Origin of the sequence: Fibrella aquatilis, assembly GCF_017353255.1 — a bacterium.
GTDB lineage: Bacteria > Bacteroidota > Bacteroidia > Cytophagales > Spirosomataceae > Fibrella > Fibrella aquatilis.
In genome coordinates this window covers 16,390-41,776 of record NZ_JAFMYU010000020.1, presented here as the reverse complement: position 1 = coordinate 41,776, position 25,387 = coordinate 16,390, and the positions used below count along the sequence as shown (strand labels likewise).

General features: G+C 54.9%; 21 protein-coding genes. 13 read left to right on the top strand and 8 right to left on the bottom strand.

Annotation, left to right across the window (positions count from 1 at the left end; genetic code table 11):
- Positions 1-98: 98 nt before the first annotated feature.
- Entirely contained in the window at positions 99-2,015 is a 1,917-nt protein-coding gene (locus J2I48_RS20955) for a sensor histidine kinase (RefSeq protein ID WP_207337460.1), read from the top strand.
- A gap of 92 nt (positions 2,016-2,107) precedes the next feature.
- Here the strand turns inward: J2I48_RS20955 and J2I48_RS20950 are convergent, their stop codons facing one another.
- Positions 2,108-2,548, bottom strand: a complete 441-nt coding sequence (locus tag J2I48_RS20950; protein ID WP_207337459.1) for a DUF1569 domain-containing protein — start codon at positions 2,546-2,548, stop codon at positions 2,108-2,110.
- A gap of 65 nt (positions 2,549-2,613) precedes the next feature.
- On the bottom strand, positions 2,614-3,576 hold the full coding sequence (locus J2I48_RS20945) for a fasciclin domain-containing protein (protein WP_207337458.1): 963 nt from the start codon (positions 3,574-3,576) through the stop codon (positions 2,614-2,616).
- Positions 3,577-3,860: 284 nt separating this feature from the next.
- Between J2I48_RS20945 and uppS the strand changes: the two genes are divergently transcribed.
- The 4 genes from uppS (at position 3,861) to J2I48_RS20925 (ending at position 8,692) form a co-directional block, all read left to right on the top strand.
- The gene (uppS, locus tag J2I48_RS20940) at positions 3,861-4,598 is read left to right on the top strand and encodes an undecaprenyl pyrophosphate synthase (protein WP_207337457.1); all 738 of its coding nucleotides are present in this window, start codon (positions 3,861-3,863) and stop codon (positions 4,596-4,598) included.
- A gap of 107 nt (positions 4,599-4,705) precedes the next feature.
- Positions 4,706-7,267, top strand: coding sequence for an outer membrane protein assembly factor BamA (gene bamA, locus J2I48_RS20935; protein WP_310587298.1), 2,562 nt, complete (start codon positions 4,706-4,708; stop codon positions 7,265-7,267).
- A 158-nt stretch (positions 7,268-7,425) separates the two neighbouring features.
- Positions 7,426-8,010 (top strand): OmpH/Skp family outer membrane protein, encoded by a 585-nt coding sequence (locus tag J2I48_RS20930; protein WP_207337455.1) that lies wholly within the window; start codon positions 7,426-7,428, stop codon positions 8,008-8,010.
- Positions 8,011-8,029: 19 nt separating this feature from the next.
- Positions 8,030-8,692 carry an OmpH/Skp family outer membrane protein gene (locus J2I48_RS20925; RefSeq protein WP_207337454.1) on the top strand — a complete coding sequence of 221 codons (663 nt, stop codon included), beginning with the start codon at positions 8,030-8,032 and terminating at the stop codon, positions 8,690-8,692.
- Positions 8,693-8,836: 144 nt separating this feature from the next.
- Here J2I48_RS20925 and J2I48_RS20920 read toward each other — a convergent pair whose 3' ends face one another.
- The gene (locus tag J2I48_RS20920) at positions 8,837-9,739 is read right to left on the bottom strand and encodes an AraC family transcriptional regulator (protein ID WP_207337453.1); all 903 of its coding nucleotides are present in this window, start codon (positions 9,737-9,739) and stop codon (positions 8,837-8,839) included.
- Between the two features lie 151 nt (positions 9,740-9,890).
- On the opposite strand from J2I48_RS20920, the gene J2I48_RS20915 reads away from it, so the two are divergent.
- From J2I48_RS20915 to J2I48_RS20895, 5 genes are all read left to right on the top strand, one after another.
- On the top strand, positions 9,891-10,757 hold the full coding sequence (locus tag J2I48_RS20915; protein WP_207337452.1) for a sugar phosphate isomerase/epimerase family protein: 867 nt from the start codon (positions 9,891-9,893) through the stop codon (positions 10,755-10,757).
- 119 nt (positions 10,758-10,876) lie between these two features.
- Positions 10,877-11,992 carry a Gfo/Idh/MocA family protein gene (locus J2I48_RS20910; protein WP_207337451.1) on the top strand — a complete coding sequence of 372 codons (1,116 nt, stop codon included), beginning with the start codon at positions 10,877-10,879 and terminating at the stop codon, positions 11,990-11,992.
- Between the two features lie 27 nt (positions 11,993-12,019).
- Positions 12,020-12,475 (top strand): GNAT family N-acetyltransferase, encoded by a 456-nt coding sequence (locus J2I48_RS20905; protein ID WP_207337450.1) that lies wholly within the window; start codon positions 12,020-12,022, stop codon positions 12,473-12,475.
- A 24-nt stretch (positions 12,476-12,499) separates the two neighbouring features.
- Positions 12,500-16,447, top strand: a complete 3,948-nt coding sequence (locus J2I48_RS20900; protein WP_207337449.1) for a PVC-type heme-binding CxxCH protein — start codon at positions 12,500-12,502, stop codon at positions 16,445-16,447.
- A gap of 66 nt (positions 16,448-16,513) precedes the next feature.
- Positions 16,514-17,395, top strand: a complete 882-nt coding sequence (locus J2I48_RS20895) for an alpha/beta fold hydrolase (RefSeq protein ID WP_207337448.1) — start codon at positions 16,514-16,516, stop codon at positions 17,393-17,395.
- 81 nt (positions 17,396-17,476) lie between these two features.
- On the opposite strand, the gene J2I48_RS20890 is transcribed toward J2I48_RS20895, so the two are convergent.
- The 3 genes from J2I48_RS20890 to J2I48_RS20880 all read right to left on the bottom strand — a co-directional run bounded on the left by J2I48_RS20890 (position 17,477) and on the right by J2I48_RS20880 (position 19,676).
- Entirely contained in the window at positions 17,477-18,382 is a 906-nt protein-coding gene (locus J2I48_RS20890; RefSeq protein ID WP_207337447.1) for a sensor histidine kinase, read from the bottom strand.
- A 163-nt stretch (positions 18,383-18,545) separates the two neighbouring features.
- Positions 18,546-19,070, bottom strand: coding sequence for a hypothetical protein (locus J2I48_RS20885; RefSeq protein WP_207337446.1), 525 nt, complete (start codon positions 19,068-19,070; stop codon positions 18,546-18,548).
- A 63-nt stretch (positions 19,071-19,133) separates the two neighbouring features.
- On the bottom strand, positions 19,134-19,676 hold the full coding sequence (locus J2I48_RS20880) for an RNA methyltransferase (RefSeq protein WP_207337445.1): 543 nt from the start codon (positions 19,674-19,676) through the stop codon (positions 19,134-19,136).
- 84 nt (positions 19,677-19,760) lie between these two features.
- On the opposite strand from J2I48_RS20880, the gene mutS reads away from it, so the two are divergent.
- From mutS to J2I48_RS20865, 3 genes are all read left to right on the top strand, one after another.
- Positions 19,761-22,406 carry a DNA mismatch repair protein MutS gene (gene mutS, locus J2I48_RS20875; protein WP_207337444.1) on the top strand — a complete coding sequence of 882 codons (2,646 nt, stop codon included), beginning with the start codon at positions 19,761-19,763 and terminating at the stop codon, positions 22,404-22,406.
- Positions 22,407-22,549: 143 nt separating this feature from the next.
- Positions 22,550-23,071: a YMGG-like glycine zipper-containing protein gene (locus tag J2I48_RS20870; protein ID WP_207337443.1), complete on the top strand. Its 522-nt coding sequence runs from the start codon at positions 22,550-22,552 to the stop codon at positions 23,069-23,071.
- Positions 23,072-23,170: 99 nt separating this feature from the next.
- On the top strand, positions 23,171-23,623 hold the full coding sequence (locus tag J2I48_RS20865; protein ID WP_207337442.1) for a YybH family protein: 453 nt from the start codon (positions 23,171-23,173) through the stop codon (positions 23,621-23,623).
- An 84-nt stretch (positions 23,624-23,707) separates the two neighbouring features.
- On the opposite strand, the gene J2I48_RS20860 is transcribed toward J2I48_RS20865, so the two are convergent.
- Positions 23,708-24,286 carry a lytic transglycosylase domain-containing protein gene (locus J2I48_RS20860; protein ID WP_229376600.1) on the bottom strand — a complete coding sequence of 193 codons (579 nt, stop codon included), beginning with the start codon at positions 24,284-24,286 and terminating at the stop codon, positions 23,708-23,710.
- 350 nt (positions 24,287-24,636) lie between these two features.
- Entirely contained in the window at positions 24,637-25,356 is a 720-nt protein-coding gene (locus tag J2I48_RS20855; RefSeq protein ID WP_207337440.1) for a DUF4292 domain-containing protein, read from the bottom strand.
- Between the last annotated feature and the right edge of the window lie 31 nt (positions 25,357-25,387).

The following is a 25,387-nucleotide window of genomic DNA, read 5'->3' as shown; positions in this document are numbered from 1 at the left end:
TAATTTCCTGCGCTGAGCGCAACAGGCGGGTGATTTTCTATATCTTTCTACCAATATGACTAACAGAACCAGTCTTGTTAAACCAATGGCTCGCGTGTATGAGGTGGCTTTTTTTCGGGATATGGACGGTGCTATGGATCACTGCGCAAACGGCGTTGGTTGGCTTCGCTGATGCACAACCCAGCCAGCCACCAGCCAGCACGGCCCGGCAGCGGTCAAACCTGAATCCCGACGTGCGTCAGCTTCACGAGGCCGTTCAGCAGAATCTGGGTGGGGCATCTATCCAAACCGCTGATTCTTTGTTGCAGGCGGCCCGGCGCCTGGCCGACCAAGCCGGTCAGGTGGTGGTGCTCAGCCAGTTGGCGGCGCTTTATGCCGAACAGGATCAGGACCAAACGGCCGGTGATCTGGCTGCGCAGGCTACCAGGCTGGGTGGTCAACTCCAGTTGGTCAGTGAAGCAGGCTGGGCAATGGCTAACCTGGGCCGGTTGCAGCGGCAGTACAAACAACGGTCGGTCTTGTTCGGGCCGGTTTTTTCGGCGCTAGGTATGGCTATGGGGCAAGGTACGGTAACGCTTTGGCGCGAGCGTGGTAGTCGAACAGACAGTGGCTATGTCCGGCAGCGTGGTCTTGGCAAGTCTGTTTACCCCAATGGCCTAGTGGATGGTGTTCTCATGCCGCCGCTGCCTGCATTCGCTGGGCAGGACGGTGAGCGGGGGGCTGGTTACCGGTCTGGCGGTTTTCCCGGCCGCATTCGAGCGCATTTTACGGATCAGTGGCTCGATAGCCTCATCAGCGCCAGCCTGAACGGGTCGACACTGGGGAAGCAACTGAACGCCAAAAAACAACTACGCGATGCCAGCCAGCAACTGAGCACCAACTTTGCCCAGAAAGGCGATTACGCCAAGGCCTACAACTATTTCCTGCAATACACGGCATATAAAGACAGCCTGACCGCCGAAGTAACCGCCCACCAGCTGGCGTTGCTGCAATACAAACAGACTAACCAGAAAAAGGAAGCCCAGATCAAGCTGCTCACTCAGGAACGCCTGCTACGCGATCAGGAGGCTGACCGGCAGCGCCAGCTGTTGGCTGCTTTGGGTGGCTGGGTGGTGCTGCTGTTGGTAGCGGCGGTCCTGCTCGTGCGGGCAAACCGGGCCAGAAAACACACCAATCAGCAACTGAGTGATCAAAAGCAGGCATTAGAGGAAACGCTGTCTGAACTGAAAGCCACGCAAAACCAACTGATTCAATCGGAGAAGATGGCCAGCCTGGGTGAGCTAACAGCGGGCATTGCCCATGAGATTCAGAACCCGCTCAACTTCGTCAATAATTTCGCCGAGGTCAGCACAGAACTAGTTTCTGAACTGTCGGAAGAGGTGCGCCGACCCGACCGCGATGGTGAGTTGGAAACGGAGCTATTGACCGATTTGGGGCAGAATCTGGCCAAAATAACGCACCACGGCAGCCGGGCATCGGCCATTGTGCGGGGTATGCTGGAACATAGCCGAAGCATGGTTGGCGAGAAACAACCCACCGACCTGAACAAACTGAGCCACGAATACCTCAAGCTGGCCTACCACGCCATGCGCATCAAAGAGCCGACTTTCGAGGCCACCCTACAAACCGATCTAGACGCTGACCTTGGCCCGGTTGCGCTGGTCGAGCAGGAGTTTGGCCGGGTGCTACTGAACCTGTTCAACAACGCCTTCTATGCCCTGTGCAAGCAGCAGCAACTGGCCAGACCAACCTACCAACCCACCCTTCTGGTGACGACAAAACAAGTGGCCAAGGCCGTTGTGCTGACCATTCGTGACAACGGCACGGGCATGTCGGCGGGCGTGCAAAGCAAGGTGTTTCAGCCCTTTTTCACTACCAAACCCACCGGCGAGGGCACGGGTCTGGGCCTGTCGCTGAGCTACGACATCATCACCAAAGGCTACGGGGGCACTCTAACGGTGGACTCTGAAGAAGGACAGTTTACGGAGTTCACTATTACAGTGAACAGTGATTAGTGAGCAGTTCTACAATATGCAGTATGCAGCGGAGTTTCAGTCCGGACTCTGACCTATATCTCCCCATCGTCGTCAGGTTAAGGGCTGCACACCTAAACCCCAAACTGCCGCAGGTGATGATCCAAGTGAATATGGGTGAGCTTTACCGCTTGCGCCTTGGTCAATGAACCAAACACGGGATGAGCAAGTAATTGGCTATCAGGCAATTGATGCAGCCGTGTAACCAACGCTAGTAACATGGCCCGGTCCTGGACAAAATCAACGGGTTGGGTCATGAGCGGCTTGTCTGGGTCCAGTTCGGCAATGGTCCGTAGATTTTTGGGGAACGGCATGGGTGCGTAGAGCGCCAATCCTTTCATCAGCCAGCGTGTCACAGCGTTACCCTGTTGGGCTGCTGCTTTTTCGCCCATCACAATCTGTAGTTGATCTGCGCAGTGGGTCAGCATTTGACCAACGCTCATCCTGCCCCACAGTCGCTGACTAGCAGGTGTCAGGTTCTCAATGCGGGCGGTAATAGTGGCTGACGTGTTCATGGCACAATTATAAGTCTCTTATCCCATGCGTCAGCCCAATGCATACTGCATAACTACATACTGATTCACGGTTGCAGCACCTGGTCAATGACGTGGATTATAGCGTTGCCGCTTACGAGGTCGGTATCTTTAAACTGGGCGGGGGTAGCGTTTTTATTACCCTTAACGGTGGGGCCGGTGGTGGGCAGGGCCACGGTCAGCTTGTTGGCCGAACTGCTGTTGAGGGTGGTCAGCTGCCCCGCCTGCAACTGATTCGAGAACGTAAAGCCCTGCAAAACATGGTATGTCAGTATGTTAGCCAGCGTTTGCGGCGACGCATTGTTGATATCAGCGGTGGTTTTAAAACCGGCGGCAGTGAAGGCCGCGTCGTTGGGGGCAAACAGGGTAATCTGCTTCAGGTTGGGGCTGGTGGTGGTCCCGTTCAGGATCGTGCGCAGATCGGGCCGGACCGACGAGGTCCGTTCAATAGCAGCCACCAATAGCGTCATGTCGGGGCGGTTTTTTAGGGCCGTCAGGGCGTCGGCCCCCTGCGGCACCAGTACTTTATCAATGGTGTGAATCACGCCGTTGGCCACCGCCTGATCGGCCAGACTTACCTTTACTCCATTGATAAACAGGCCGTTAGTGCCATTAGTTAGGTAGACAAGGCCGGTGTTACTGGTTTCTACGGCCAGGTTATTGGCGCTGGACAGTTCAGGCGTTTTGGTGGTTACCACGCCCGTAACCAGGTGATAGCGCAGCAGGTTGGCGAGGTCGGCGTTGGAAAAACTTTTGAAGGCATCGGCCGACGAAAATCCTCTGGCGCGGAAGGCCGCATCGGTGGGAGCAAAGAGCGTCAGGTTAGGCGCTTTCAGGGCATCGCTTAGGCCCGCCTGAATCAGGGCTGCCCGAAACAGCGAAAACGTGGGCGTTTCAGCCAGCACGTCGCTCACAGTTTTGGGTTGCGCGTCGGCGGTGGTGTCGTTTTTCTTGCAGCTGCCCAGTCCTACAAATAGTAGTGTTAGGAAGAAGTACGTTAATCGATTCATGCGAAGGTTGATTAAGGGCGGCGGGACGTTGAACCACACTGCCTTGTGTGTATACACCCGTAACGGTTAAGGTCAGAACAAATGATATGCCACGGCCAAATGTAATGGCAAAAATAACGGGTTAGCGCGGGTTGTTTTGGTGTTAGCGGCACCGGAAACCCCTGTTTCCTACCCAGTGGGTATTTTGAATCGGGTAGGGGACTGTGTAACTTCGCAGTCCCGTAGACGACATGTCGTGCCGACTGGTGTCTACACTTAAAAGTTGTTAAAAACCAATTGGTTGAATGAAAGACCACATTGACCTGAGCAATCTCCCGCAACACATCGCCGTTATCATGGACGGAAACGGACGATGGGCCAAACAGCAGGGAGCCGCCCGGGTATTCGGGCATCGCTCAGCCATTAAAGCCGTGCGCGAAGTAACCGAAGGCTGCGCCGAACTAGGGGTCAACTACTTAACCCTCTACGCCTTTTCCACCGAAAACTGGAACCGCCCAAAATTTGAAGTTGATGCCCTCATGACGCTCCTGGTACATACCATTCGGGGCGAGATCAAGACTCTGATGGACAACAACGTACGGCTAGCCACTATTGGCCATACCGAGTCGTTGCCTAAAGCGTGTCAGAACGAATTGCAGGAAGCTATCCGGGCTACCGAAGGTAACACCGGCCTCACGCTTATTCTGGCCCTGAGTTATAGCGGCCGCTGGGAAATTATTGAAGCTGTGCGCCAGTTGGCCGCCGATGTTCAGCAGGGGCAATTCCAACCAGAAGCCATTGATGAGGGTCTATTCAGTAAGTACCTGGCCACCGGCAGCATTCCCGACCCCGAACTCATGATTCGGACCAGCGGCGAAATGCGGATCAGCAATTTTATGCTCTGGCAGCTGGCGTACTCCGAATTTTATATGCCCGACGTGCTTTGGCCCGATTTCCGCAAAGAACACCTCTGGGAGGCCATCCTGACCTACCAGAAGCGCGAACGCCGGTTTGGCAAAACGAGCGAGCAGGTAGTGAAATAATGGTTTGTTGGTTTGTCAGTTTGGTTGTTTGTGGGTTTGCTCATACTGCCCAGATCACAGCCAGGCTGACAAACACACAAACTGACAAACCAACAAACATTCTTTTTGTGAAAAAACTTCTCATTGCCAGCCTGATCCTGACCGCCTTCGCTACCCACGTGCGGGCGCAGGTGCGTGTTGGCGTTGGTATACCGGCGGCCCCGGCTGCGGAGGCCCCCATAACGAATGAACTGGCGGATTACGCCAACCCCAAAGAATACACCATTGGTGGCCTTACCCTCACCGGTACGCGCTTTCTGGACCCCAATTCGCTGCTGTCGCTAACGGGCCTGCGCAAAGGCGACAAGATTCGTCTGCCGGGCGAAGCGCAGGGTAGCGCCATTCGGAAACTGATGGACTCGGGCCTGCTCTTCGACGTGCGCATGCTGGCCTCGAAAGTTGAGGGCGATAAAATATGGCTGCAATTCAGGGTCTACGAGCGCCCCCGGCTGTTTCAGATCGCCTACACCGGCGTGCGCAAGGGCGAGTCGGAAAGCCTGAAAGAAAAAGTGAAGCTGACGCGCGGTAAGATCATCACCAACACCGACATCAAGAATGCCCAGCTGGCCGTGCGTAGATATTATATCGAGAAAGGCTACCTGAACGCCAAAGTGAAGGTGACCACCATTCCCGACAGTACGCGCAACAACGCCACCATGCGGATATTCATCACGAAAGGTGAAAAGGTGAAAATCGACAATATCGAGTTTGCCGGGCGTGAAGAAGTAGCCGAAAGTGCCCTACGGAGCAAGATGAAGAGCACCAAGCAAATGCGCTTTGGCCGGTTGTTCTCGCCGTCGAAATTTATTCCGAAGAAATTCGAGGAAGACAAAGGCAAGCTCGTCGATTACTACAACAAGCTGGGTTATCGCGATGCGGTGATCGAAAAAGACTGTGTGATCAACAACGGTGGCAAAACTATTGGTCTGAAACTGAACCTGTCGGAAGGCAAGAAGTACTACTACCGCAACATCAATTTCGAGGGTAACTTCATCTACACCAGCGCTCAGTTGCGGTCTGTTCTGAACATCAACAAGGGCGACGTGTATAACCCCGAAGAGCTGGACAAGAGAATGAACGGCAACCCCGGTCAGGACCTTAGTTCGCAGTATATGGACGACGGCTACCTCTACTACCGCGCCGAACCCGTGGAGCGGGCCGTGGTGGGCGACAGCATCGACCTCGACATCCGTATCACCGAAGGCAAGCAGGCCACCATCAATCGGATTATTCTGAACGGCAACACCAAAACGTCTGACCACGTGGTGATGCGCCAGATCAGGACGCTGCCGGGCCAGAAATTCTCGAAAACGGCCATTATCCGTACCCAGCGCGAACTCTCGACCCTGGGTTATTTCGACCCGGAGAAGATCGGTATTGTGCCCGTGCCACAACCCGACGGCACGGTAGACATTGAATATACGGTAGAAGAAAAGCCCAACGACCAGATCGAACTGTCGGGTGGTTGGGGTGGCTACATTGGCTTTGTGGGTACGCTTGGCCTGACGTTCAACAACTTCTCGGCCCGCAACATCACTAACCTGAGCGCCTGGCGGCCCCTACCTTCGGGCGACGGCCAACGCCTGCAACTGCGTTTCCAGGCCAACGGACGGCAGTTTCAGACCTACTCGGCCACCTTTACCGAACCCTGGCTGGGCGGGCGCAAACCCAACGCCATGTCGATCAGCCTGAGCCACACGATCTACAAGCAGTTTCAGAACTATTACTCGACCGTGGGCGACCCGGTTGGCTCGTATACCAACACTGCCATTACGCTGGGGTTGGGTCGGCAACTGAAAAAGCCGGATGACTTTTTCTCGCTCAGCAACTCGATCTCGTATCAGCAGTACGATCTCAATAACATCGACATTTTTTTTAACGGCTACCGCAACGGGGTCTCGAACAACTTCACGTTCAACACCACGCTCTCGCGCAACAGCATCGACAACCCGCAGTTTCCCCGCAACGGGTCGTCGTTTACGCTGAGTGGCAACTTTACCCCACCTTATTCGGTGTTCCGGTCGAAAGATTACCAGCCCGATGCCGCCAACCCGTACCGCTGGGTGGAGTACCACAAATGGATGTTCGACGCCAGCTGGTTCCAGACGGCGGTGGGCAAGTTTGTACTCAACGCCCGCGCCCACATGGGCTTCCTGGGTAGCTACAACGCCCGTACGCCCATTGGCCCCTTCGAGCGGTTTGTACTGGGTGGGTCAGGCCTGGCCGGGCAAGGTCAGTTTGCGCTGGCGCAGGATATCATCGGTCTGCGGGGTTATCCCGACCGGCAGGTGCTCACGCTGGACAATAACCGGACGGCGTCGGGTAACGAAACCCGGCAGGGTGGGGTGGTCTACAGCAAGTACGTAGCCGAACTGCGCTACCCCGTTTCGCTCAACCCCTCGGCCACGATCTTTGTGCTGGGTTTTGTGGAGGCGGGCAACAACTGGGCTACCTACAAGCAATACAACCCCTTCGACCTGCGGCGTTCGGCGGGGGCGGGCGCCCGTATTTTCATGCCCGCCTTTGGTCTGATCGGTATTGATTACGGCTGGGGCTTCGACGCCATCCCCGGCATCCAGAAAGCCGGCACCGGCCAGTTCCACTTCACTATTGGGCAGCAGTTGCGGTAGATAGTATAGTGGTAAGTGATGAACGGTAAACGGTGAGTGTTTCTCGTGCGTAGGCCAACTCACCGTTCACCGTTCATCACTTACCACTTATAATTCTCCGCCCCATTAAACGTTCTTCTCCTAAACACATCTAACCACCAGACAGCCACCGGTATAGTATGAAAAGGGGTTTGTTATTCGTAACTTTGTGCGTACTTATTACCGCCCAACCAGTCTGGGCACAGAAGTTCGGGTATGTTGATACAGACTTCATATTCAGCAAGTTACCCGAATACCAGAAGGCGCAGGCGGGCATTGATCAGTTTGCCGACCGGTGGTCGAAAGACATACTCGATAAGCAGGCCGAAATTGACAAAATGCAGCGAGCGTATCAGGTAGAAGAGATTCTGCTGACCGACGAAATGAAACGGGAACGGCAACGCGTTATTGGCGACAAAGAGCGCGAAGTCCGGGAGTACAACAATAAGGTGTTTGGCTATGAGGGCCTGCTTCTGCAAAAGAAAAAGGAACTCATGAAAGTACCGATGGAGTTACTGCAACGGGCGCTTGAGAAGGTGGCCTCGCAACGGAAACTCAATTTTATTTTCGATAAAGCCAGTGAAGGGATGTTGATGTTATACACCGACCCCCGCCACGACTATACCGATTACGTGATGGAGGAAATGGGGCTTGACCCTGACAGTCAGAAGGCCAAGCAAACCACCCCCAACACGCCGCCAACAAACAGTGCAAAACCTAAATAACAATCCAATACACAGTCGAATGAAAAAGAATCTGGTCATGGCGCTTGGCGCAGCCCTATTGATGGGAGGTCTCAGCGCACGGGCACAAGCCCAGGCGTCTACGCCGGTGGCACCTGCCGCGGCTCCAGCCACCACCTCTGCCACCACGGCCCCACGGGCTACCGCCGCCACCCCCATCAAAATTGGGTATACCAGCATGGACTACCTGCTGGGCAACTTGCCTGATGCCAAAGACATCCAAAACAAATTGACTATTCAGCGGACGCAGCTCGAAAACGAGTCGAACCGGATGAAGAAGGAGTTTGAAGATAAGTACAAAGCCTACGAAGCTGGTCAGGCCCAAATGTCGGAGGTGATCAAGGCTGACCGCGAAAAGGAATTGCAGAACCTGCAAACGCGTTTCCAGGAGTTTCAGCGCACGTCAGAATCGACGTTGCAGCAGAAATACCAGCAACTGGTAAGCCCTGTGTTGCAGAAGATTCAGCAGAACATCGACGCGGTGGCTCGTGAGAATGGCTACTCGCACGTGTTCAACCTCGACGCGGGTGCCGGTACGGCCGTGATTCTGTTGTATGCCCCTGAAGATGGTAACATTTCAGACATGGTGTTGAAGCGCATGGGTGTTACGCCCAAGCCCGTTGCGGCCCCCGGCACAACCACCCCCGCCGCCCCTAAGAAATAATCCATTTCGGTAGCGTTATTGAAAAGCCTGAGCAATGCTCAGGCTTTTTTTGTGAGTGTGTGATTTATTGTCATTTGCTGCGCGGTCATTCATTGTCTTTACGACGAATGACAATTGAATGACCGCGTAGCGAATGACAATAAATCACACACTCTGCACCGATTTCAAATACTGTGATGGGGTTTGGCCGGTTACGTCGCGGAACTGCCGGTTGAAGTTAGAGAGCGTTCTAAAGCCACTGTTGTAGCAAACGTCGGTGATAGTTAATTGACTGCTGGTGAGTAGTTTACAGGCGTGGCCGATGCGTATTTCCGAGACAAAGTCGACGAACGTTTTGTTGGTGCGGGCCTTGAAATAGCGGCAAAACGACGACGGACTTAACCCCGCCAAATCAGCCACGGTGTCGAGGCGGATGGGTTCGTGGAAGTGGGTAAGCACGTAGGTATGTACGGCCTGCATCCGGCGGTAGGCCTGCGAAGAAGCACTGCTTTCGTCGGCGTCGGCGGGTTTCATGGGGTTGGTATACCCGGCACTGGTGATGGGTTCGGCGTCGGGGGCGTGCGAGAGATCGTCCAGCAGTGATAACAGCGCCAGCACCCGCCGAAACGTGGGTGGCTCAGCCACCAGCCCCCGCATTGCCTGCACGGCCAGATCATGGGTAGTCCCGGTCCAGCAAAGCCCCCGCCGCGACCCGTTGAGCAACAGCCGGAGGCGGTGCATTTCGGGGCGGAGGAAAAAATCGGTACCCAGACAGTCGTTGGTGAAATAGACCACCAGCCCCCGCGTGGTCAGGCCCGACTGCGGGTTGAAGTAGGGGGCGTCGCTGCGCCAGAGGTGAGGCAAATCGGGTCCCAGCATCACCAGATCACCCGGCCCGAATGGCTTGATCGAATCGCCGATGAAGCGTGTGCCGGTACCTTCTTCCACCAGAAACAACTGGTAGTGGGGGTGGAAATGCCAGTTGGGGTCGAAGTGCGGCTCGGTTAAGTCTTTCACCAGAAAGGAGCCCAGGGTAGTTTCCAGATCTTTCCGTACCGCCTGCTTCACACGCAATGAGCTAGAATTGACTTTTTAACTATAAGTATGGCCTGAATATAATCAAAATACAGTCAACATTGGCCAAATCGCGCCTATTCAGGGTAGTAAATATGCTGTACTTTCGTAGACTGATTCCCCCATTTTTTAGTACTGACCGCCTATGCAGCCTTTCGGCATGAACCTGTTTCCCTGGACCATGAACATGGACGAGGACCTGTCGGACACCCTGGCTTACCTCAAACAGACTGGGTTCGACTTTGTGGAGATGCCCGTGAGCGGTACCGATGACCGCGCCGCTGATCTGGCCAAGTGGCAACGCCTGGGCAAGCAGGCGCAGGCGTTGGGCCTGGGTGTACAAACCTGTTCGCTGCTGCCCCCTGAACTGACACTGCTTAGCCCCGATGCTGCCGTTCGTGCTGCCGGGGTCGATTACCTGAAGCACGTGATAGACTGCTCGGCGGCGGCAGGGTCAACCATTCTGATGGGGCCACTTTATGCAGGATTCAAAACCTTTACCGGCAAGCCCGCCACGCCCGACGAATGGACCTGGTCGGTCACGGCTATGCGCGAACTAGCCGCCCACGCACAGACCAACAACGTAATGCTGGCCATCGAGTCGCTCAATCGGTTCGAGACCTACCTGCTCACCTGCGCCAACGACACCCGCCGCTATGTCGAAGCCGTGGACCATCCCAATTGCCGCGCCGCGTTCGACACGTTTCACGCCAATATGGAAGAGAAAAACGTGGCCGCCGCTATCCGCACGCTGGCCCCTTATCTGGTACATGTGCAACTGTCGGAAAACGACCGGTCTACCCCCGGAAGTGGCCAAATTGACTTTAAAAACGCTATTACTACCTTACGCGAGATCGGCTACGACGGTCCCATTGCCGTTGAAGCCTTCGGTCCCAATCCGCCCGAACTAGCCGCCGCCACCCACATTTTCCGCCCCATGTTCCACTCGCCAGCGCAGTTGGCGAGGGAGGGGTTTGGGTACTTGACTAAACTGTTAATGTACAATGTGTAATGAACAATCGGTCCGCCGATGCGGTACAATGACTCCTTGCCCAGATTACGTTTGCGAAGCCATTGTACCGCATCGGCGGACCGATTGTTCATTTTACATTGTACATTAAACTACTCCTCATGAAACTAAACATCGCCATCGTGGGCCTCGGATTTGGGGCTGAGTTTATTCCGATCTACCAGCGGCACCCGCTGGCCAACATGTACGCTATCTGCCAGCGCAACGTCGAGAACCTTAATAAGATCGGCGACGCCTATGGTATTCAGGCACGTTACAGCGACTATGACGAATTGCTGGCCGACCCGAACGTAGACGCGGTGCATATCAATTCGCCCATTCCGAATCATGCCGAGCAGAGCCTGAAAGCTCTGCGGGCGGGTAAACACGTGGCCTGCACGGTGCCCATGGCTACTACCGTCGATGAGTGTCTGGAGATTGTGCGGACCTGCCGCGAAACGGGCAAAAAGTACATGATGATGGAGACCGTGGTGTATGCCCGCGAGTTTCTGTTCGTGAAAGAGTTATATGAGACCGGTGAACTGGGCAAGGTGCAGTTTCTGAAAGCCAGCCACCAGCAGGACATGGACGGCTGGCCCGACTATTGGCCAGGCTTGCCGCCCATGCACTACGCTACTCACTGCGTTGGTCCCGTAGCAGGGCTACTCCGTCTGGAAGCCGACTATGTGTCGTGCTTTGGCTCTGGCACGATACGGCCCGAACTGGCGGTTATTCATAACTCACCGTTTGCGGTGGAGTCGGCCCATATCAAGTTCAAAAACAGCGATTTATCGGCCTATGTGTACCGGTCGCTGTTCGACGTGGCACGGCAATACCGGGAGAGTTTCGAGGTGTATGGCGATAAGAAATCGTTCGAGTGGCAACTCATCGAAGACGAGCAACCGGTAATTCATACGGCCAAAAAACCGGAGCCGGAGATTCCCGAAAAAGTGACCGTGCCAGATTATGCGCACCTGCTACCCGCTGAAATTCAACGATTTACCACCAAAGGTGTATACGATGCCGACGAAGCGCAACACCTGTCGTTTACGCAGGGCGGCGGTCATGGCGGCTCGCACCCGCACATGGTGCACGAGTTTCTGACGGCCCTGTCGGAAGATCGCGACCCGTTCCCCAACGCGGCTCAGTCGGCTAACTGGACGAGCGTGGGAATTTTGGCGCACGAATCGGCTATGCGTGGTGGCGAGATTATGCGGTTGCCTGACTTTACTACGTAGCAAACTATTGGGTATGACACCGAGGCCATGACCGATTCGCCAATCACGCTTCGCTTTGTGGAAGCTGCCGCCGCCAACCCGGCTGAGGGGCTGTTAGCAACGGAGCATTTTCTGATTATCGAAAAGGAGTCAGACCAGATTGCGGGGACCATTCGCCTGCGGCTGAGCAATGATGACGAAGTGCGGCTGTACGCGGGGCATATTGGGTATGGTATAGTGAGCGCGTTTCGGGGCAATCAGTACGCCGCCCATGCCTGCGAAGCCCTGCGGCCCATTGCTCTGCAACATGGCTATACCGAACTCTGGATAACCTGCGACCCTGATAACTGGCCCTCGCGCCGCACCTGTGAACGCCTCGGCGCCAGGCTAATCGAGATCATCGACCTGCCCGAAGACAACGACATGTACCTCGACGGCGAACGGAAAAAATGTCGGTATTTATGGCAACTGACTGTAAAACAGTCTATTGTAGTTGATCAATAACCCCCTGTTAACTGCTTATAACTTATGGCTTTCTCATTGAAGTACACGCTGGTAGTGGTGACACTGGCCACGCTGACGCTGGCTAACTGCAACCGGAACCCGTCGCGGGTGCTGCAAAATTTGGGTGGCAAACAACCCACCTCGCCTACGTCAACGACCATCTTATCGGGTTCATCAACGTCGGGTAACAGCAACGCCCGGCAGATGGGGCCACGGCGGACGGAGATTCTGTTTTTGGGCGACAAGGGGCATCACCGGCCCATAGAGCGGGTGCCCGAACTGATGGCCGCGCTGGGTAACAAGGGCATCAACATCACCTATACCGACCGCCTCGAAGACCTCAACACGCCCAACCTGAATCGTTTCGACGGGTTGCTGATCTATGCCAATTGGGACAGTATTCCCAAACCGCAGGAGCGCGCCCTGCTCGACTACGTGTCGTCGGGGCACGGGCTGATTCCGGTACACTGCGCGTCGTACTGCTTCCGCAACTCACCCGAATACATCGATAAGGTAGTGGGCGGGCAGTTTTGGCGGCATGGCATGGACTCGATCACGACCAAAACCGTGCAGCCGACCAGTGACCCGAATCGGACGATCATGGCCGGTCTGGCCCCGTTCACGGCCTATGACGAGACGTACCTGCACAGCCATTTACAGGCCGACAACAATGTGCTGGCTGTTCGTGAGATCAAGCCAAATCAGGCCAAGGACATGGCGGCAGCCAACCGACCAGGCGTGGCCGAAGAGCCGTATACCTGGACGCGTACCTACGGCAAAGGCCGGGTGTTTTATACCGCCTACGGCCACGACGAACGCACCTGGCGGCAGGCCGGTTTCCAGCAGTTGCTGGAGCGCGGCATTCTCTGGGCCATTGGCGACGCGGCCAAAAAACAGCACGACGGCCTGAAACCGCAGGCCTTCACCTACAAAGGGGCTAACCTGCCCAACTACGAAAAACGCCCCGGCGAACAGCTGGAGCAACTGCCACTATCGCCCGAAGAGTCGATGAAGCATATTCAGGTGCCGGTCGATTTTACACTGAGCCTGTTCGCCCATGAGCCAAACGTGATGCACCCCATTGCCATGACCTGGGACGACCGGGGGCGGCTGTTTGTGCTCATCACCAAAGATTACCCCAACGAACGCAAGCCGGAAGGAGGGTCAGACAGCATCGTGATCTGCGAAGACACCAATGGCGATAGCAAGGCCGATAAGTTCACCACCTTCGCCGAGGGGCTGAGCATCCCCACGGGCCTGGTGTTTGCCAACGGTGGCCTTATTGTGTCGCAGGCGCCGCACATGCTGTTTTTGAAAGACACCAATGGCGACGACAAGGCTGACGTAAAGACCATTCTGTTCAGCGGCTTCGGCACGTTCGACACCCACGCCGGACCAAGCAACCTGCATTACGGGTTCGACAACTGGATCTGGGGTAGCGTGGGCTATTCGGGATTCAAAGGTAAAGTGGGCACCGCCGATACGCTTAATTTCGGGCAGGCGCTGTTCCGGTTTAAGGCCGACGGGTCGGTGGTGGAGCACATGGCCATTACGTCGAACAACACCTGGGGCCTGGGCTTCAACGAAACCGGCGACGTATTTGGCAGCACCGCCAACAACAGCCACGGCTGGTACATGGCCATTCCGAACCGCGCCTACAGTGCCCGCCCCAACAGCATGAATGGCAGCCGCAGCACCGACACCCACAAAGACATGAAGCCCATAACCGAGCGGGTACGGCAGGTAGACGTGTTTGGCGGGTTTACGGCGGCGGCGGGCCATAATTTCTACACTGCCCGCACGTTTCCGAAAGCGTATTGGAACAACGTAGCCTTTGTGTGCGAACCCACGGGCCACATTGTGCACCAGAACGTGATGCAGAAACACGGCAGCGATTACGAAGATGCCGAAGGCCAAAGCGCGGGCCTGAACTTCAACCTCATGGCTGGTGCCGATGAGTGGTTTGCGCCCGTTTTTGCCGAAACCGGCCCCGACGGCGCCGTGTGGGTGGCCGACTGGTACAGCTATATCATTCAGCACAACCCCGTGCCGCAGGGCTTCAAAAACGGAGCTGGCAACGCCTACGAGACCAATCTGCGCGATTTCACCCACGGCCGTATCTACCGCGTGGGCTACGATAAGTCCATGCCACAACCTCAGGTACCTAACCTGTCGGTGGCCGATCCGGCTGGGTTGCTGGTAGCACTTAAACACCCCAACCAGTTCTGGCGCATGACGGCACAGCGCCTGCTGGTAGAGCGCAAGAACAGCGACGTAGCCCCCCAACTATGGGCTATTGCCAATGAGCCTTCAGTGGATGAGATCGGCATCAACGCCCCCGCCATTCATGCGCTCTGGACCTTGCAGGGACTGGGTGCCATTACTCCCGCCGATTTGCAAGTGGCCCTGAAACATCAGTCTGAGGGTGTTCGGAAAGCAGCCGTGATGGTGATGCCCCGTACCGCCGAGGGGGCTGCTGTGTTGCTGTCTAATAAGTTGCTGAATGACAAAGAACCACTTGTAGTGCTGAACACGCTGCTTGCGCTGAGCGAAACACCTCAAAACGGTGCCACTGATGATGCCGTGTTGACCCGGCTGAAACAGACTACTGCCAATGACGACCGGTGGCTGCCCGATGCCTTTGCCTGCGCTATGAACGCCCACCATGCGCAACTGTTGCGGCGCTGGCTCAGCACCATCACCATGCCGCCCACCCAAACCAATTCGGCTGTGACCAGTACCGGTAATGCCATGCCGATAGACCACAGCAAGCACCAGATGGGGGGGGCAAATGGGGGGAAAACGGCTTCGGCCAAACAAACAACGACAGCCACGACGGTTTCCGTTGCGGCTACAGTAGCCGATTTGGTAGTGGCCAGAATTGAAACAGACCCCGCCCGGCCCGTGGTGCGCGAAGGGACGCGGGGCATTGTTTACGTGACCAACCAGGGCGGTACGGCCATTGCCAAAGGAGCGCCCGTACCGCTGACAATGCGGTTTGAGAGTAAGCCGGGTGCGGGAGATGGCGACCGTCCCGCGTTAAAAATCGATTACGTGAGCTACACCTTTACCGACGGCATTCAGCCCGGCGAAACGGTAGCGATTCGCCGCACGAACAACGGTCCCTGGACGGGTGATTTGTGGCTGACTACCGAACTCGCCGGCGACTACACACTGTCGGTGCAGATCGATAAGGATAACACTTTGCCGGAGAGTAATAAAAACAATAACTCGTATAGCCAGACCATCACGTTCCGCGCGCCGGCACAGCTGAGTACGGTGGCGGTGGAACGTGCTGCCCGCGCCTACGCTTCCACGGCCTCGCCCGATTCGGTAGTGACGATGCTCCAGAAAGCTACCGAACTCGACGGCGATAATGCCTTGGCACTCGTGAAAGGCCTATCGGATGGCTACGACTACGCCGTGAAACGCAAACTCGCCGACAGCCACACGGCTCTGCTGGCCAGCTTGGGCAAGCGCCTTCCCGACGATGCCCGCCCCCGCCTGAACCGCCTGCTCGAAGCCTGGGGCCTGCGCGATGCCAACGCCGACCTTGACCCCAACGCGCAGGTGGTGCGCCTGAAAACCGTCCGAGAAGAGATGCGCTACGACAAAAAGGCGTTTAGCGTAGTAGTGAGCAAACCCGTGGTCATTATCCTGGAAAACCCCGACGCCATGCAGCATAACCTGGTGGTGATCAAACCCAAATCGACCGAGCGGGTGGGTAAACTAGCTGATGCCCTGATTACGGCGAAAAACGGTGCCGAGAAGAACTACGTCCCGGAGTCGACTGATATCATTGCGGCTACGGCGCTGGTGAACCCCAACCAAACGGTTCGCCTAACGTTCAAAGCCCCCGACCAACCCGGCGAGTACCCCTTCGTTTGCACCTTCCCCGGCCACTGGCGCATCATGAATGGCATCATGACCGTGACGAAGGCACCCACAGTAACTGGGGCACTGGCGAAATAAACCCTTTCTCATAAGTATGGTTAATGTGTAGAGTTTAACTGATTCTAAACTGACCAACAAACCGTTATGAGCTACGTGAAAGTGGGTACCGATGCCAATGGCAACGAAATTAAACTGCATTATCAGGATTTGGGTACGGGCAACCCCGTGGTGTTGATTCACGGCTGGCCGCTGAGTGGTTCCATGTGGGACTACCAACTGGCCGAACTGCCCAAGCACAACATGCGTGTGATTGCCTATGACCGTCGTGGTTTTGGCCAGTCGTCGAAACCGTGGGATGGGTATGATTATAATACCCTGGCCAGCGACTTGAAAGCGTTGCTCGACGAGCTAAATCTGAATAACGTGACCCTGGTTGGTTTTTCGATGGGTGGCGGTGAAATAGCCCGGTATATGAGCAAATACGGTGGTGCACGAGTGGCACGAGTGGCCTTTATCAGCGCCGTAACGCCCTTTTTGTTGAAGACAGACGATAACCCGGACGGCGTTGACCAAAGTGTGTTCGACGATATGCTGGAGAACATGCAAAAGGACCGAGCCGATTTTTTGCAAACATTCGGCAAACAATTCTACGGCGTAAACCTGGTGAGCCACCCCGTTAGCCAAGCCCACCTCGACGGCGATTTTGCTCGTGCTTACATGGCTTCGCACAAAGCCACGCTTGACTGCGCCAAAGCGTTTTCGACAACGGACTTCCGTCATGATCTCACGCAGATCAACGTACCCACGCTGATCATCCACGGTGATGACGACAAGACGGTGCCCATCGAGTCGTCGGGAGAGTTGACGGCCAACCTGCTGCCCACGGCCACGTATATAGTGTATGAAGGTGCCCCCCACGGTCTATACATCACCGAAAAAGACCGGTTAACAACCGACATCGTGGCATTTGTTCAGCAGTCGGAAGCGCACCAAACCCGTACGTCGGCTGCCACCACGACGTACTAATGAAGACTAGATCAGCCGAAGCAGAAAAGCCCATCCTGACAATCAGGATGGGCTTTTCTGCGTAAAAGTTTGGCAACAGAATCAGGCTGGGGTGCTGATGGGTAGGGCATCGGGGATAGCCAACGAGCGTAGAGGAACGCGAATTTTAAACTCGCTGCCCTTGCCTACTTCGCTCACCAGTTCAATGCGCCAGTCGTGGGCTTCAATAATGCGTTGTACATAACTAAGCCCCAAACCAAATCCCTTTACATTCACCTGATTAGCATCGCTGACCCGAAAAAACGGCTGAAATACCTTCCGCTGAAGGTGTTTGGGAATACCCATGCCGTGGTCAATAACAGCAATCAACAACCCCGATTTATCCAGTTCGGTATGAATTTTCAACTCTGGGTCATTGGCACTATATTTCACGGCATTGTCGAGCAGATTATGCAGTACGTTGGTCAGATGAAGGCGGTCAGCTACCAGCATCGGGTTGGCGGCCTGTAGACAAAGCTGAAGGTACTCCCCGTGGCGTTCGGCAATGGATTGGATCAGGTTGTTGAGATCAATGGTATCGAGGCAAAGGGCTAGCCGGTTACTATCGGCTCGGGCCAGGCTTAGCATTACGTCGACCTGTTGTTGCAGGCGTTCGGTTTCCTCGCGGATCATTTGAACGTACTTGTCCATACGTTCTGTAGACGAACGGCCAAAAGGCGTTTGCAGAATATCAGCGGCCATCTTAATTGCCGATATAGGCGTCTGAAATTCGTGGACAATCGTGTCGAGTACCTCCTTACGCACATAGGGCGTTTGGTGTTCACGGGCGTTTCCCCATACAAAATAGCCAATAACGAAGATACCGAGGATGGTAGGCGCCCAGATATACCAACTTACAGTAGGCGACTGAAGGTGGGCTGGCCAGTACGCATTGATGATAACAAACGCGGCCACGATCAGCACACCGTAATACCAGTTGCGGGCCACGTAAATGAGAATATTTTTCATAGACTGGCTAATTACGGTGGTTGCAGAGCCGGTAATTCGTCGGGGGCTGCTTGGCAGTAGACGTAAAGATAAGCGCTTACGTCACATATCAGAATGTAACCTATCATATTTTAAAAACAGAAAGCCCGTATTAAACGGGCTTTCTGAATCCTGTAGGCGTTTTCTAGGCGTCTGTGCCGTCGGCAGCGGGCTGGCTGTCAGCGGGCGCTTTGGCGGCTGGGGCAGTGGCTGGCTTGCTGGTAGATGTTGTCTTAGGAGCTGATGCTTTCGGTGCAGGTGTGACTTTTGGCGCAACGGCCTTATTGGCCGACGCTGGTTTGGGAGCGGGCATAACCACTGCTTTCAACGGGGCTGCCTTAGGTTGTTTATCGGCTGCTTTCGCTTTCTTGCCTTGCGCCCTGTTCGCATTCTTCTCGGCCTTGGCTGCGTTTTTGATAGCTTTTTTGGCGTCTTTATGCGCTTTTTTTTCTTCCTTCTTCGCCGCTTTTTCGCTGAGCGCCAATTGCTTTTTAGCAGCCTTATCGCGCATCTTGGTCAATTTCTTGGCCAATTGCTTTGCCGTTTTTTCAATTGACTTGGCTACTTTCTTCGAACCGTCGGCCATCTGACCAACTTTGTCTTCTATAGCCCCGACGAGGTCGGTAGCTAGTGAGGCGTATTTCTTGGGTTTATCTGTTTTCTTTGACATGATAGTAGATTAAAAAAATCTACAAAGAAATACGATTAAATCGGCATAAATGCAAATCCAATGTTAAGTTTTTGTTATTTTGTTTACGACATCCCAGCAGACAATGCCCGCCGTAACGGCAATGTTGAGTGAATGCTTGGTGCCAAACTGAGGTATCTCCACCACAACGTCGGCCTGCTGCACTACGCTGTCGCGCACACCCGTCACCTCGTTGCCAAACACGAAGGCGTATCGTTTGTTTGGCTCGGGTTTGAAATTTGAGAGCAGAGTGCTGTTCTCCGCCTGCTCAATAGCCACAATCACGTAGCCATCTGCCTGCAATTGAGCCACCAGGGCATCGACGTCCGGGACGTGGGTCCAATCAACAGATTCAGTGGCACCAATGGCCGTTTTGGTAATGTCGCGGTGGGGTGGCGTGCCGGTTATACCCGCCAGGTAGAGCCGCTCGGTCCGGAAGGCATCGGCCGTACGGAACACCGATCCCACGTTGTTGAGGCTGCGGATATCGTCCAGAATCAGGCAGTACGGAAACTTCTCAGCGGCTTTGAATTCATTAACCGAAAGCCGGTTCAACTGATCAAGAGCTAGTTTGCGGGGTGGGGTCATGAATGGTGGTAATTGCTCGCTTTCATGCCCCAAATCTGGCCAAAAATGGGTAAATTTGTGTAAACGACCTCCCTCATTTTTGCGATGACTGCCCCGCCGAACAAGTCTGTAAAACCCGCCAAAGAAACGCCGCTCAACAAGCAGTACAACCAGGTAAAAGCCAAATATCCGGGTGCGCTGCTGCTTTTTCGGGTGGGTGATTTCTACGAGACCTTCGGCGAAGATGCCATCAAGGCCAGCAAGATTCTGGGCATCACGCTCACCAAGCGCAACAACGGCGGAGCCAACGAAGAACTCGCCGGTTTTCCCCACCATTCGCTCGACACCCACCTGCCCAAACTCGTGCGGGCGGGGCAGCGCGTAGCCATCTGCGATCAGCTGGAAGACCCGGCCATGGCCAAGGGTATCGTGAAACGGGGTGTTACTGAACTCGTTACGCCGGGCGTTTCCTTCAACGACAACGTGCTCGACGGGCGGCGCAACAACTACCTCGCGGCGGTGCACTTTGGCAAAGGGGCAGACGAGTTCGGCGTGTCGTTTCTCGATATTTCGACGGGTGAATTTCTGGCCTCGCAAGGCAATGCGGCCTACATCGACAAGCTGTTGCAGAGTTTTAACCCCTCGGAGGTGCTCTACTGCAAGCGCAACCGCACCGAGTTTGGTAACCTCTTTGGCGACAAGTTTCATACCTACACGCTCGAAGACTGGGCCTTCACCTACGACTTTAGCTACAACTACCTGCGGCAGCACTTCCAGACTACCTCACTCAAAGGCTTCGGTATCGACGGCCTGCCCGACGGGATCATTGCGGCGGGGGTCATTCTGCACTATCTCAACGAGACCGAGCACAAAGACCTGCAACATATTCAGCGCGTTACGCGCCTGGAAGAAGACCGCTACGTCTGGCTCGACCGGTTCACGATTCGTAACCTCGAGCTGGTGGCGGCACAGCAGGAGGGGGGCATTCCGCTGATTCAGATTCTCGACCAGACCGTGACGCCCATGGGCGCGCGGCTGCTGCGTAAGTGGCTCATGCTGCCTCTGAAAGAAAAAGCCCTCATCGACGAACGGCTGAACCTGGTCTCACTCCTTACCGGCGACCCCGACCTGCTCGACGCCATGCTGGCGCACCTAAAACAGATTGGCGACCTGGAACGGCTGGTGTCGAAGGTGGCGGTGCGGCGGATTAACCCCCGCGAAATGGTGCAACTAAAACGGTCGTTGCAACACGTGCTGCCTATCAAAGAAATGCTGATTACGGCCTTAAACCAGCACTCCGATGCACCATCGTTGAAAAAATACGCTGATCAACTCAATCCGCTTTCTTTTCTCCTCGACCGTATTGAGGCCGAACTGCGCGACGAACCACCGGTGCTGAGCAATCAGGGTAATATGATCCGCACGGGTATCGACGCGGAGCTTGACGAGTTGCACAAACTGGCGTATTCGGGCAAAGAGTACCTCTTGCAGTTGCAGGATCGCGAAGTGCAGCGTACGGGCATCAGTTCGCTCAAAATCGCTTATAACAAGGTATTCGGCTATTATTTGGAGGTAACCAATGCCCACAAAAACCGTGTACCCGACGACTGGATCAGGAAGCAGACGTTGGTGAACGCCGAGCGCTACATCACGCCCGAACTGAAGGAATACGAAGAGAAAATCCTGAATGCCGAAGACCAGATCTTCGCCATCGAGTCGCGGATGTTTGGCGAACTCGTAGCTGCTACGGGTGAATACGTAGCCGCCATTCAGCAGAATGCCCGCGTTATTTCGGTGCTCGACGTGCTGTCTTCGTTTGCCAAAGTAGCTGTTCGGCACAAATACGTCCGGCCCAATATCAACGATAGTAAAGCCCTGACAATCAAAGACGGGCGGCACCCCGTTATTGAGCAACAATTACCCCCCGGCGAACCCTACGTGCCCAACGACGTACACCTGGACGACGAAACCCAACAGATCATTGTCATCACTGGGCCAAATATGGCGGGTAAGTCGGCCCTGTTGCGGCAGGTGGCCCTGATCGTGCTCATGGCGCAGGCGGGCAGCTTCGTGCCGGCATCGAGCGCGGATATTGGGCTGGTCGACAAGATTTTCACGCGGGTGGGCGCAAGCGATAACCTGTCACGGGGCGAGAGTACGTTTATGGTGGAAATGACCGAAACGGCTTCTATTCTGAACAACCTCAGCGAACGAAGCCTGGTGCTGATGGACGAAATTGGCCGGGGCACGAGCACCTACGACGGCGTGTCAATTGCATGGGCCATCACCGAATATATGCACAACACCGACTGCCGCCCCAAAACGCTGTTTGCCACTCACTACCACGAGCTAAACGACCTCGCCGCCGACCTGCCCCGTATTCGCAACTACAATGTGGCCGTGAAGGAAGTAGGTAACAAGGTAATTTTCCTGCGGAAGTTGAAAGAAGGTGGTTCTGAGCACTCGTTCGGGATTCATGTGGCGCAAATGGCTGGTATGCCCGGTAGCGTAGTGAAACGCGCCGCCCACATTCTGACCCAACTGGAGGCATCGCACCAACGCGAAGGCAACAAAGAGGCCATCCGCGAGGCCGGCCTCGGCAACGAGCGGGAACTAGCCCTGCGTATCATCGAAGCTGGTGACCCCAAATCGGAAGCCATCAAAGACAAGCTCCGTACCATCGACGTGAACCGCCTCACGCCTATCGAAGCGCTGTTGAAACTCAACGAGTTGCTGAAAATGCTGGAGTGAGCGTATGAGTGCTCAGGTAAACAATTGGTGATTAGGCTAAGTTGATTATAGGCCTTAATGAGTAATGGGTTAAACCCTTTGCTCGGCTGTCTGTCAAAGCTGTAGTAAACAGTGATAGACACGCTTAAAAACCAACGTTTACTATGAAAACCAATCAACGATTGATCGCCCTGGTCCTATTAGCGGCCTTTCTTCTCAACTCGTTTGCTGAAGCACAAAGCCCTCGTCGCCGGTGGACTCCCGAAGCTAAAGGTGTAGCCATTGGTGCTGGTGTAGGCGGCGTAGCTGGCGCGCTTATCAACAAACGTAACCGGCAACTGGGTGCGGGTGTAGGCCTTGCCGTGGGTGCTGCCGCCGGTTATGGTGTGGGTAAAGTAATCAGCAACCGCCATAAGCGGGCTGCCGCCGCTGCGCAGGCTGCTGAACAGCGCGAATACGCTGCCCGTACAGCCCCTGCTTACCACACCGAACGCAAACGCAACGCCGGTTTCGCCAGTCATCGTGCAGCTACACCAGCAGCTACTACGCGTGCTGCTCTAGTAGCCCCCGCCGTGGCCGAGGCCGAACTGCCCGTGCTGACTAAGAACGGCTACCTGCTCAACACCGCCTATGGTGACCCCAACTCGGCGTATCCTAACTCAGAATATCGCCGCAAGAGCTGGTAAACAGTTCACTGATAGTTAGTTAAAACATAAGGGGCAAGGGTTCGTTAAGAAATTCCTGCCCCTTACGGTTAATTTCTTTTCACATAAAACTCACACACTATGAAGACGATCATGCCCCTTTTGGCCTTTGTAGCCCTGTTTGTGTCCTGCAAGTCGGGTGAAACCGCCAACGTAGCCACAATGGATCAGCAGTTCATCCAGGCCTGGAACAATAAGGAAATTGACAAAGTCGTGGCGATGCTCGACGATAACGTGCAGTTTCTACAGGGCGAAAGCCGCTTCACCGGTAAATCGGAGGTGGCTGAGAAGTGGGTTCGCGCCACGGTACCGACCATCACCAACCTGAAAACGAGTGCCATCAGTACCGGCAATGACGCTACTATGGCCTATGAAGCTGGTACTTATTCGGTTGATGTACTGCCTGAAGCCCCCGGCGAACCACGCGGCATTGGCGAGGGTAACTTTACTCTCCTTTGGAAGAAAGCCGCCGACGATACCTGGAAACTGAGCTTCGCCCAACTGGAAGGCCTGCCCGTGCGGGCGAGGCAGTAGAAAGAGTTTACAGTTTACTGTCTTCTGTTGCGATCCGGCTTCGGATCGCAACAGAAGACAGTAAACTGTAAACAGAAGACTTCTTCAGAATAGTTTTGCCGCAGTAAGCGGAGACACGCCTAGGAAAGACGAGTAGTCGTCGGGGCGGGAGAGGAGTTCTTTGTAGAGAAGCACCCGAAACAGATAATAACGGGTCTCGCGGGGGAGCTTCATCTGGTAATAAGTGCATTTAGCTTGCCGGGCCAGTTGTTTTTTTACATAGCCCGGTCCCACGTTATAGGCCGCCGCTACCAGAGACCACGAGCCAAACAGATCGTACAGTCGCCGTAGGTATTGGCAGGCTGCAATGGTGGCTTTTTGGGTGTTGAACCGTTCGTCTCGTCTGCCACCTACTTTCAGGCCCAGGTCGCGGGCGGTGCCGGGCATCAGTTGCCAGTATCCACCGGCGCCCTTCGGCGAAACAGCCCGCGCTTTCAACCCACTTTCGGCCAGAGGGATATACTTGAAATCGGCGGGGATATCATAGGCCGCCAGTGTAGAGTCGATAAGCGGAAAAAAGGCATCGGCCCGCTGCCGAAGATCGCCAATACTAGCCGAATGGGATCGGAACAAGGTGAATACGTGCTGCCAGCGGCTTAGCACATCGGCCTGTTCGAGCGGCATGGATTCACCACAAAATTCGACGTTTAACAGGGGAAGTTCAACCTCACGTAATGAACGACCTACAGGCACTAAATCGGCGCTGACAAATCGTAGAGGCTGTTTTCGAGAGTCGCTCTTGGGCACTAATGGTGCGTGGCTGAGCTTGGTGATAGCGGCTGCCGCAGGACGGGCAACGGCCATTAAAAGAGACAATCCAACACGTTTAAGCAAGACAATATAGACTTGATGATAAGTCTATAACGGTAATAGACAAAGCTTTAGTGCCGAAATAAGTTTTCAGTCTTCAGTTTGCCGTCTTCCGTTGCTTCGCATTCGTAACAACAAAAGACGGCAAACTGAAGACTGAAAACTTATTTCGGTTTGTTGAAAACCGCCGGGTCAATAGTGGGGTTGAGCGTTACTTTATCGACGGTAGTGGTCAGGTTTGATGGCATACCTGGTGCTTTCAGGTCGACGGTGAAGGGCATCGTGATACCTTCCACCGGCTTATAATCGCCGAATGCACTTTCTACATCCACTTTTTGGCCACCGGCTGTTACCGTGGCTTTGGTGTTGGTGATAAGGTAGGTTTGCGGATCGAGGTAGTAGCTCACGGTGGCTTCGGGGCGGGTAACGTCAACGCGCAGGCGGTCGGCGGTCCCCATTTTTTCGGTCCCTTTCAACACCATCGGGTAAGCCTTCATGCTGGCGTAGGCTAGCTGCAAACCGGTCAGTTCGGTGTTGCCTTTCGAGAGGGCTACCTGCTCGGCGGGGGTATCTTGCGGGGTGCTGCCGCCCTGCATGGGGTTAATGCTCCAGCCCGCATCGCCGTTGATAACCTGCGTAATTTGTTGGCCCATCACCGTTACATCAGTACGCATAGCCTGCCCCACAATTACGACAGTCTTTCCCGTCATCTCCACGCCCGAAATTGACATGTGCTGATCATACTGGGCACTTTTAACCGCTTTTATCTTATCGAGACCACCAATGGCATCAATGTGCTTATTGACTACGTCAGTGGCGGTTTGGGCAAATAGGCCAACCGATACCAGCAATGTGGCCGTTAGCACGAAGAGTTGTTTTTTCATGAAATTGGTTTTGTTACGGCCCCAAATAGTT

What these genes read in the sequence shown, in the direction of transcription:
- J2I48_RS20955 (WP_207337460.1), top strand. Translation starts at nt 99, where the DNA reads ATGAGGTGGCTTTTTTTCGGGATATGGACGGTGCTATGGATCACTGCG.
- J2I48_RS20950 (WP_207337459.1), bottom strand. Translation starts at nt 2,548, where the DNA reads ATGAACACGTCAGCCACTATTACCGCCCGCATTGAGAACCTGACACCT.
- J2I48_RS20945 (WP_207337458.1), bottom strand. Translation starts at nt 3,576, where the DNA reads ATGAATCGATTAACGTACTTCTTCCTAACACTACTATTTGTAGGACTG.
- uppS (WP_207337457.1), top strand. Translation starts at nt 3,861, where the DNA reads ATGAAAGACCACATTGACCTGAGCAATCTCCCGCAACACATCGCCGTT.
- J2I48_RS20930 (WP_207337455.1), top strand. Translation starts at nt 7,426, where the DNA reads ATGAAAAGGGGTTTGTTATTCGTAACTTTGTGCGTACTTATTACCGCC.
- J2I48_RS20925 (WP_207337454.1), top strand. Translation starts at nt 8,030, where the DNA reads ATGAAAAAGAATCTGGTCATGGCGCTTGGCGCAGCCCTATTGATGGGA.
- J2I48_RS20915 (WP_207337452.1), top strand. Translation starts at nt 9,891, where the DNA reads ATGCAGCCTTTCGGCATGAACCTGTTTCCCTGGACCATGAACATGGAC.
- J2I48_RS20910 (WP_207337451.1), top strand. Translation starts at nt 10,877, where the DNA reads ATGAAACTAAACATCGCCATCGTGGGCCTCGGATTTGGGGCTGAGTTT.
- J2I48_RS20905 (WP_207337450.1), top strand. Translation starts at nt 12,020, where the DNA reads ATGACCGATTCGCCAATCACGCTTCGCTTTGTGGAAGCTGCCGCCGCC.
- J2I48_RS20900 (WP_207337449.1), top strand. Translation starts at nt 12,500, where the DNA reads ATGGCTTTCTCATTGAAGTACACGCTGGTAGTGGTGACACTGGCCACG.
- J2I48_RS20895 (WP_207337448.1), top strand. Translation starts at nt 16,514, where the DNA reads ATGAGCTACGTGAAAGTGGGTACCGATGCCAATGGCAACGAAATTAAA.
- J2I48_RS20890 (WP_207337447.1), bottom strand. Translation starts at nt 18,382, where the DNA reads ATGAAAAATATTCTCATTTACGTGGCCCGCAACTGGTATTACGGTGTG.
- J2I48_RS20885 (WP_207337446.1), bottom strand. Translation starts at nt 19,070, where the DNA reads ATGTCAAAGAAAACAGATAAACCCAAGAAATACGCCTCACTAGCTACC.
- J2I48_RS20880 (WP_207337445.1), bottom strand. Translation starts at nt 19,676, where the DNA reads ATGACCCCACCCCGCAAACTAGCTCTTGATCAGTTGAACCGGCTTTCG.
- mutS (WP_207337444.1), top strand. Translation starts at nt 19,761, where the DNA reads ATGACTGCCCCGCCGAACAAGTCTGTAAAACCCGCCAAAGAAACGCCG.
- J2I48_RS20870 (WP_207337443.1), top strand. Translation starts at nt 22,550, where the DNA reads ATGAAAACCAATCAACGATTGATCGCCCTGGTCCTATTAGCGGCCTTT.
- J2I48_RS20865 (WP_207337442.1), top strand. Translation starts at nt 23,171, where the DNA reads ATGAAGACGATCATGCCCCTTTTGGCCTTTGTAGCCCTGTTTGTGTCC.
- J2I48_RS20860 (WP_229376600.1), bottom strand. Translation starts at nt 24,286, where the DNA reads ATGCCGCTCGAACAGGCCGATGTGCTAAGCCGCTGGCAGCACGTATTC.
- J2I48_RS20855 (WP_207337440.1), bottom strand. Translation starts at nt 25,356, where the DNA reads ATGAAAAAACAACTCTTCGTGCTAACGGCCACATTGCTGGTATCGGTT.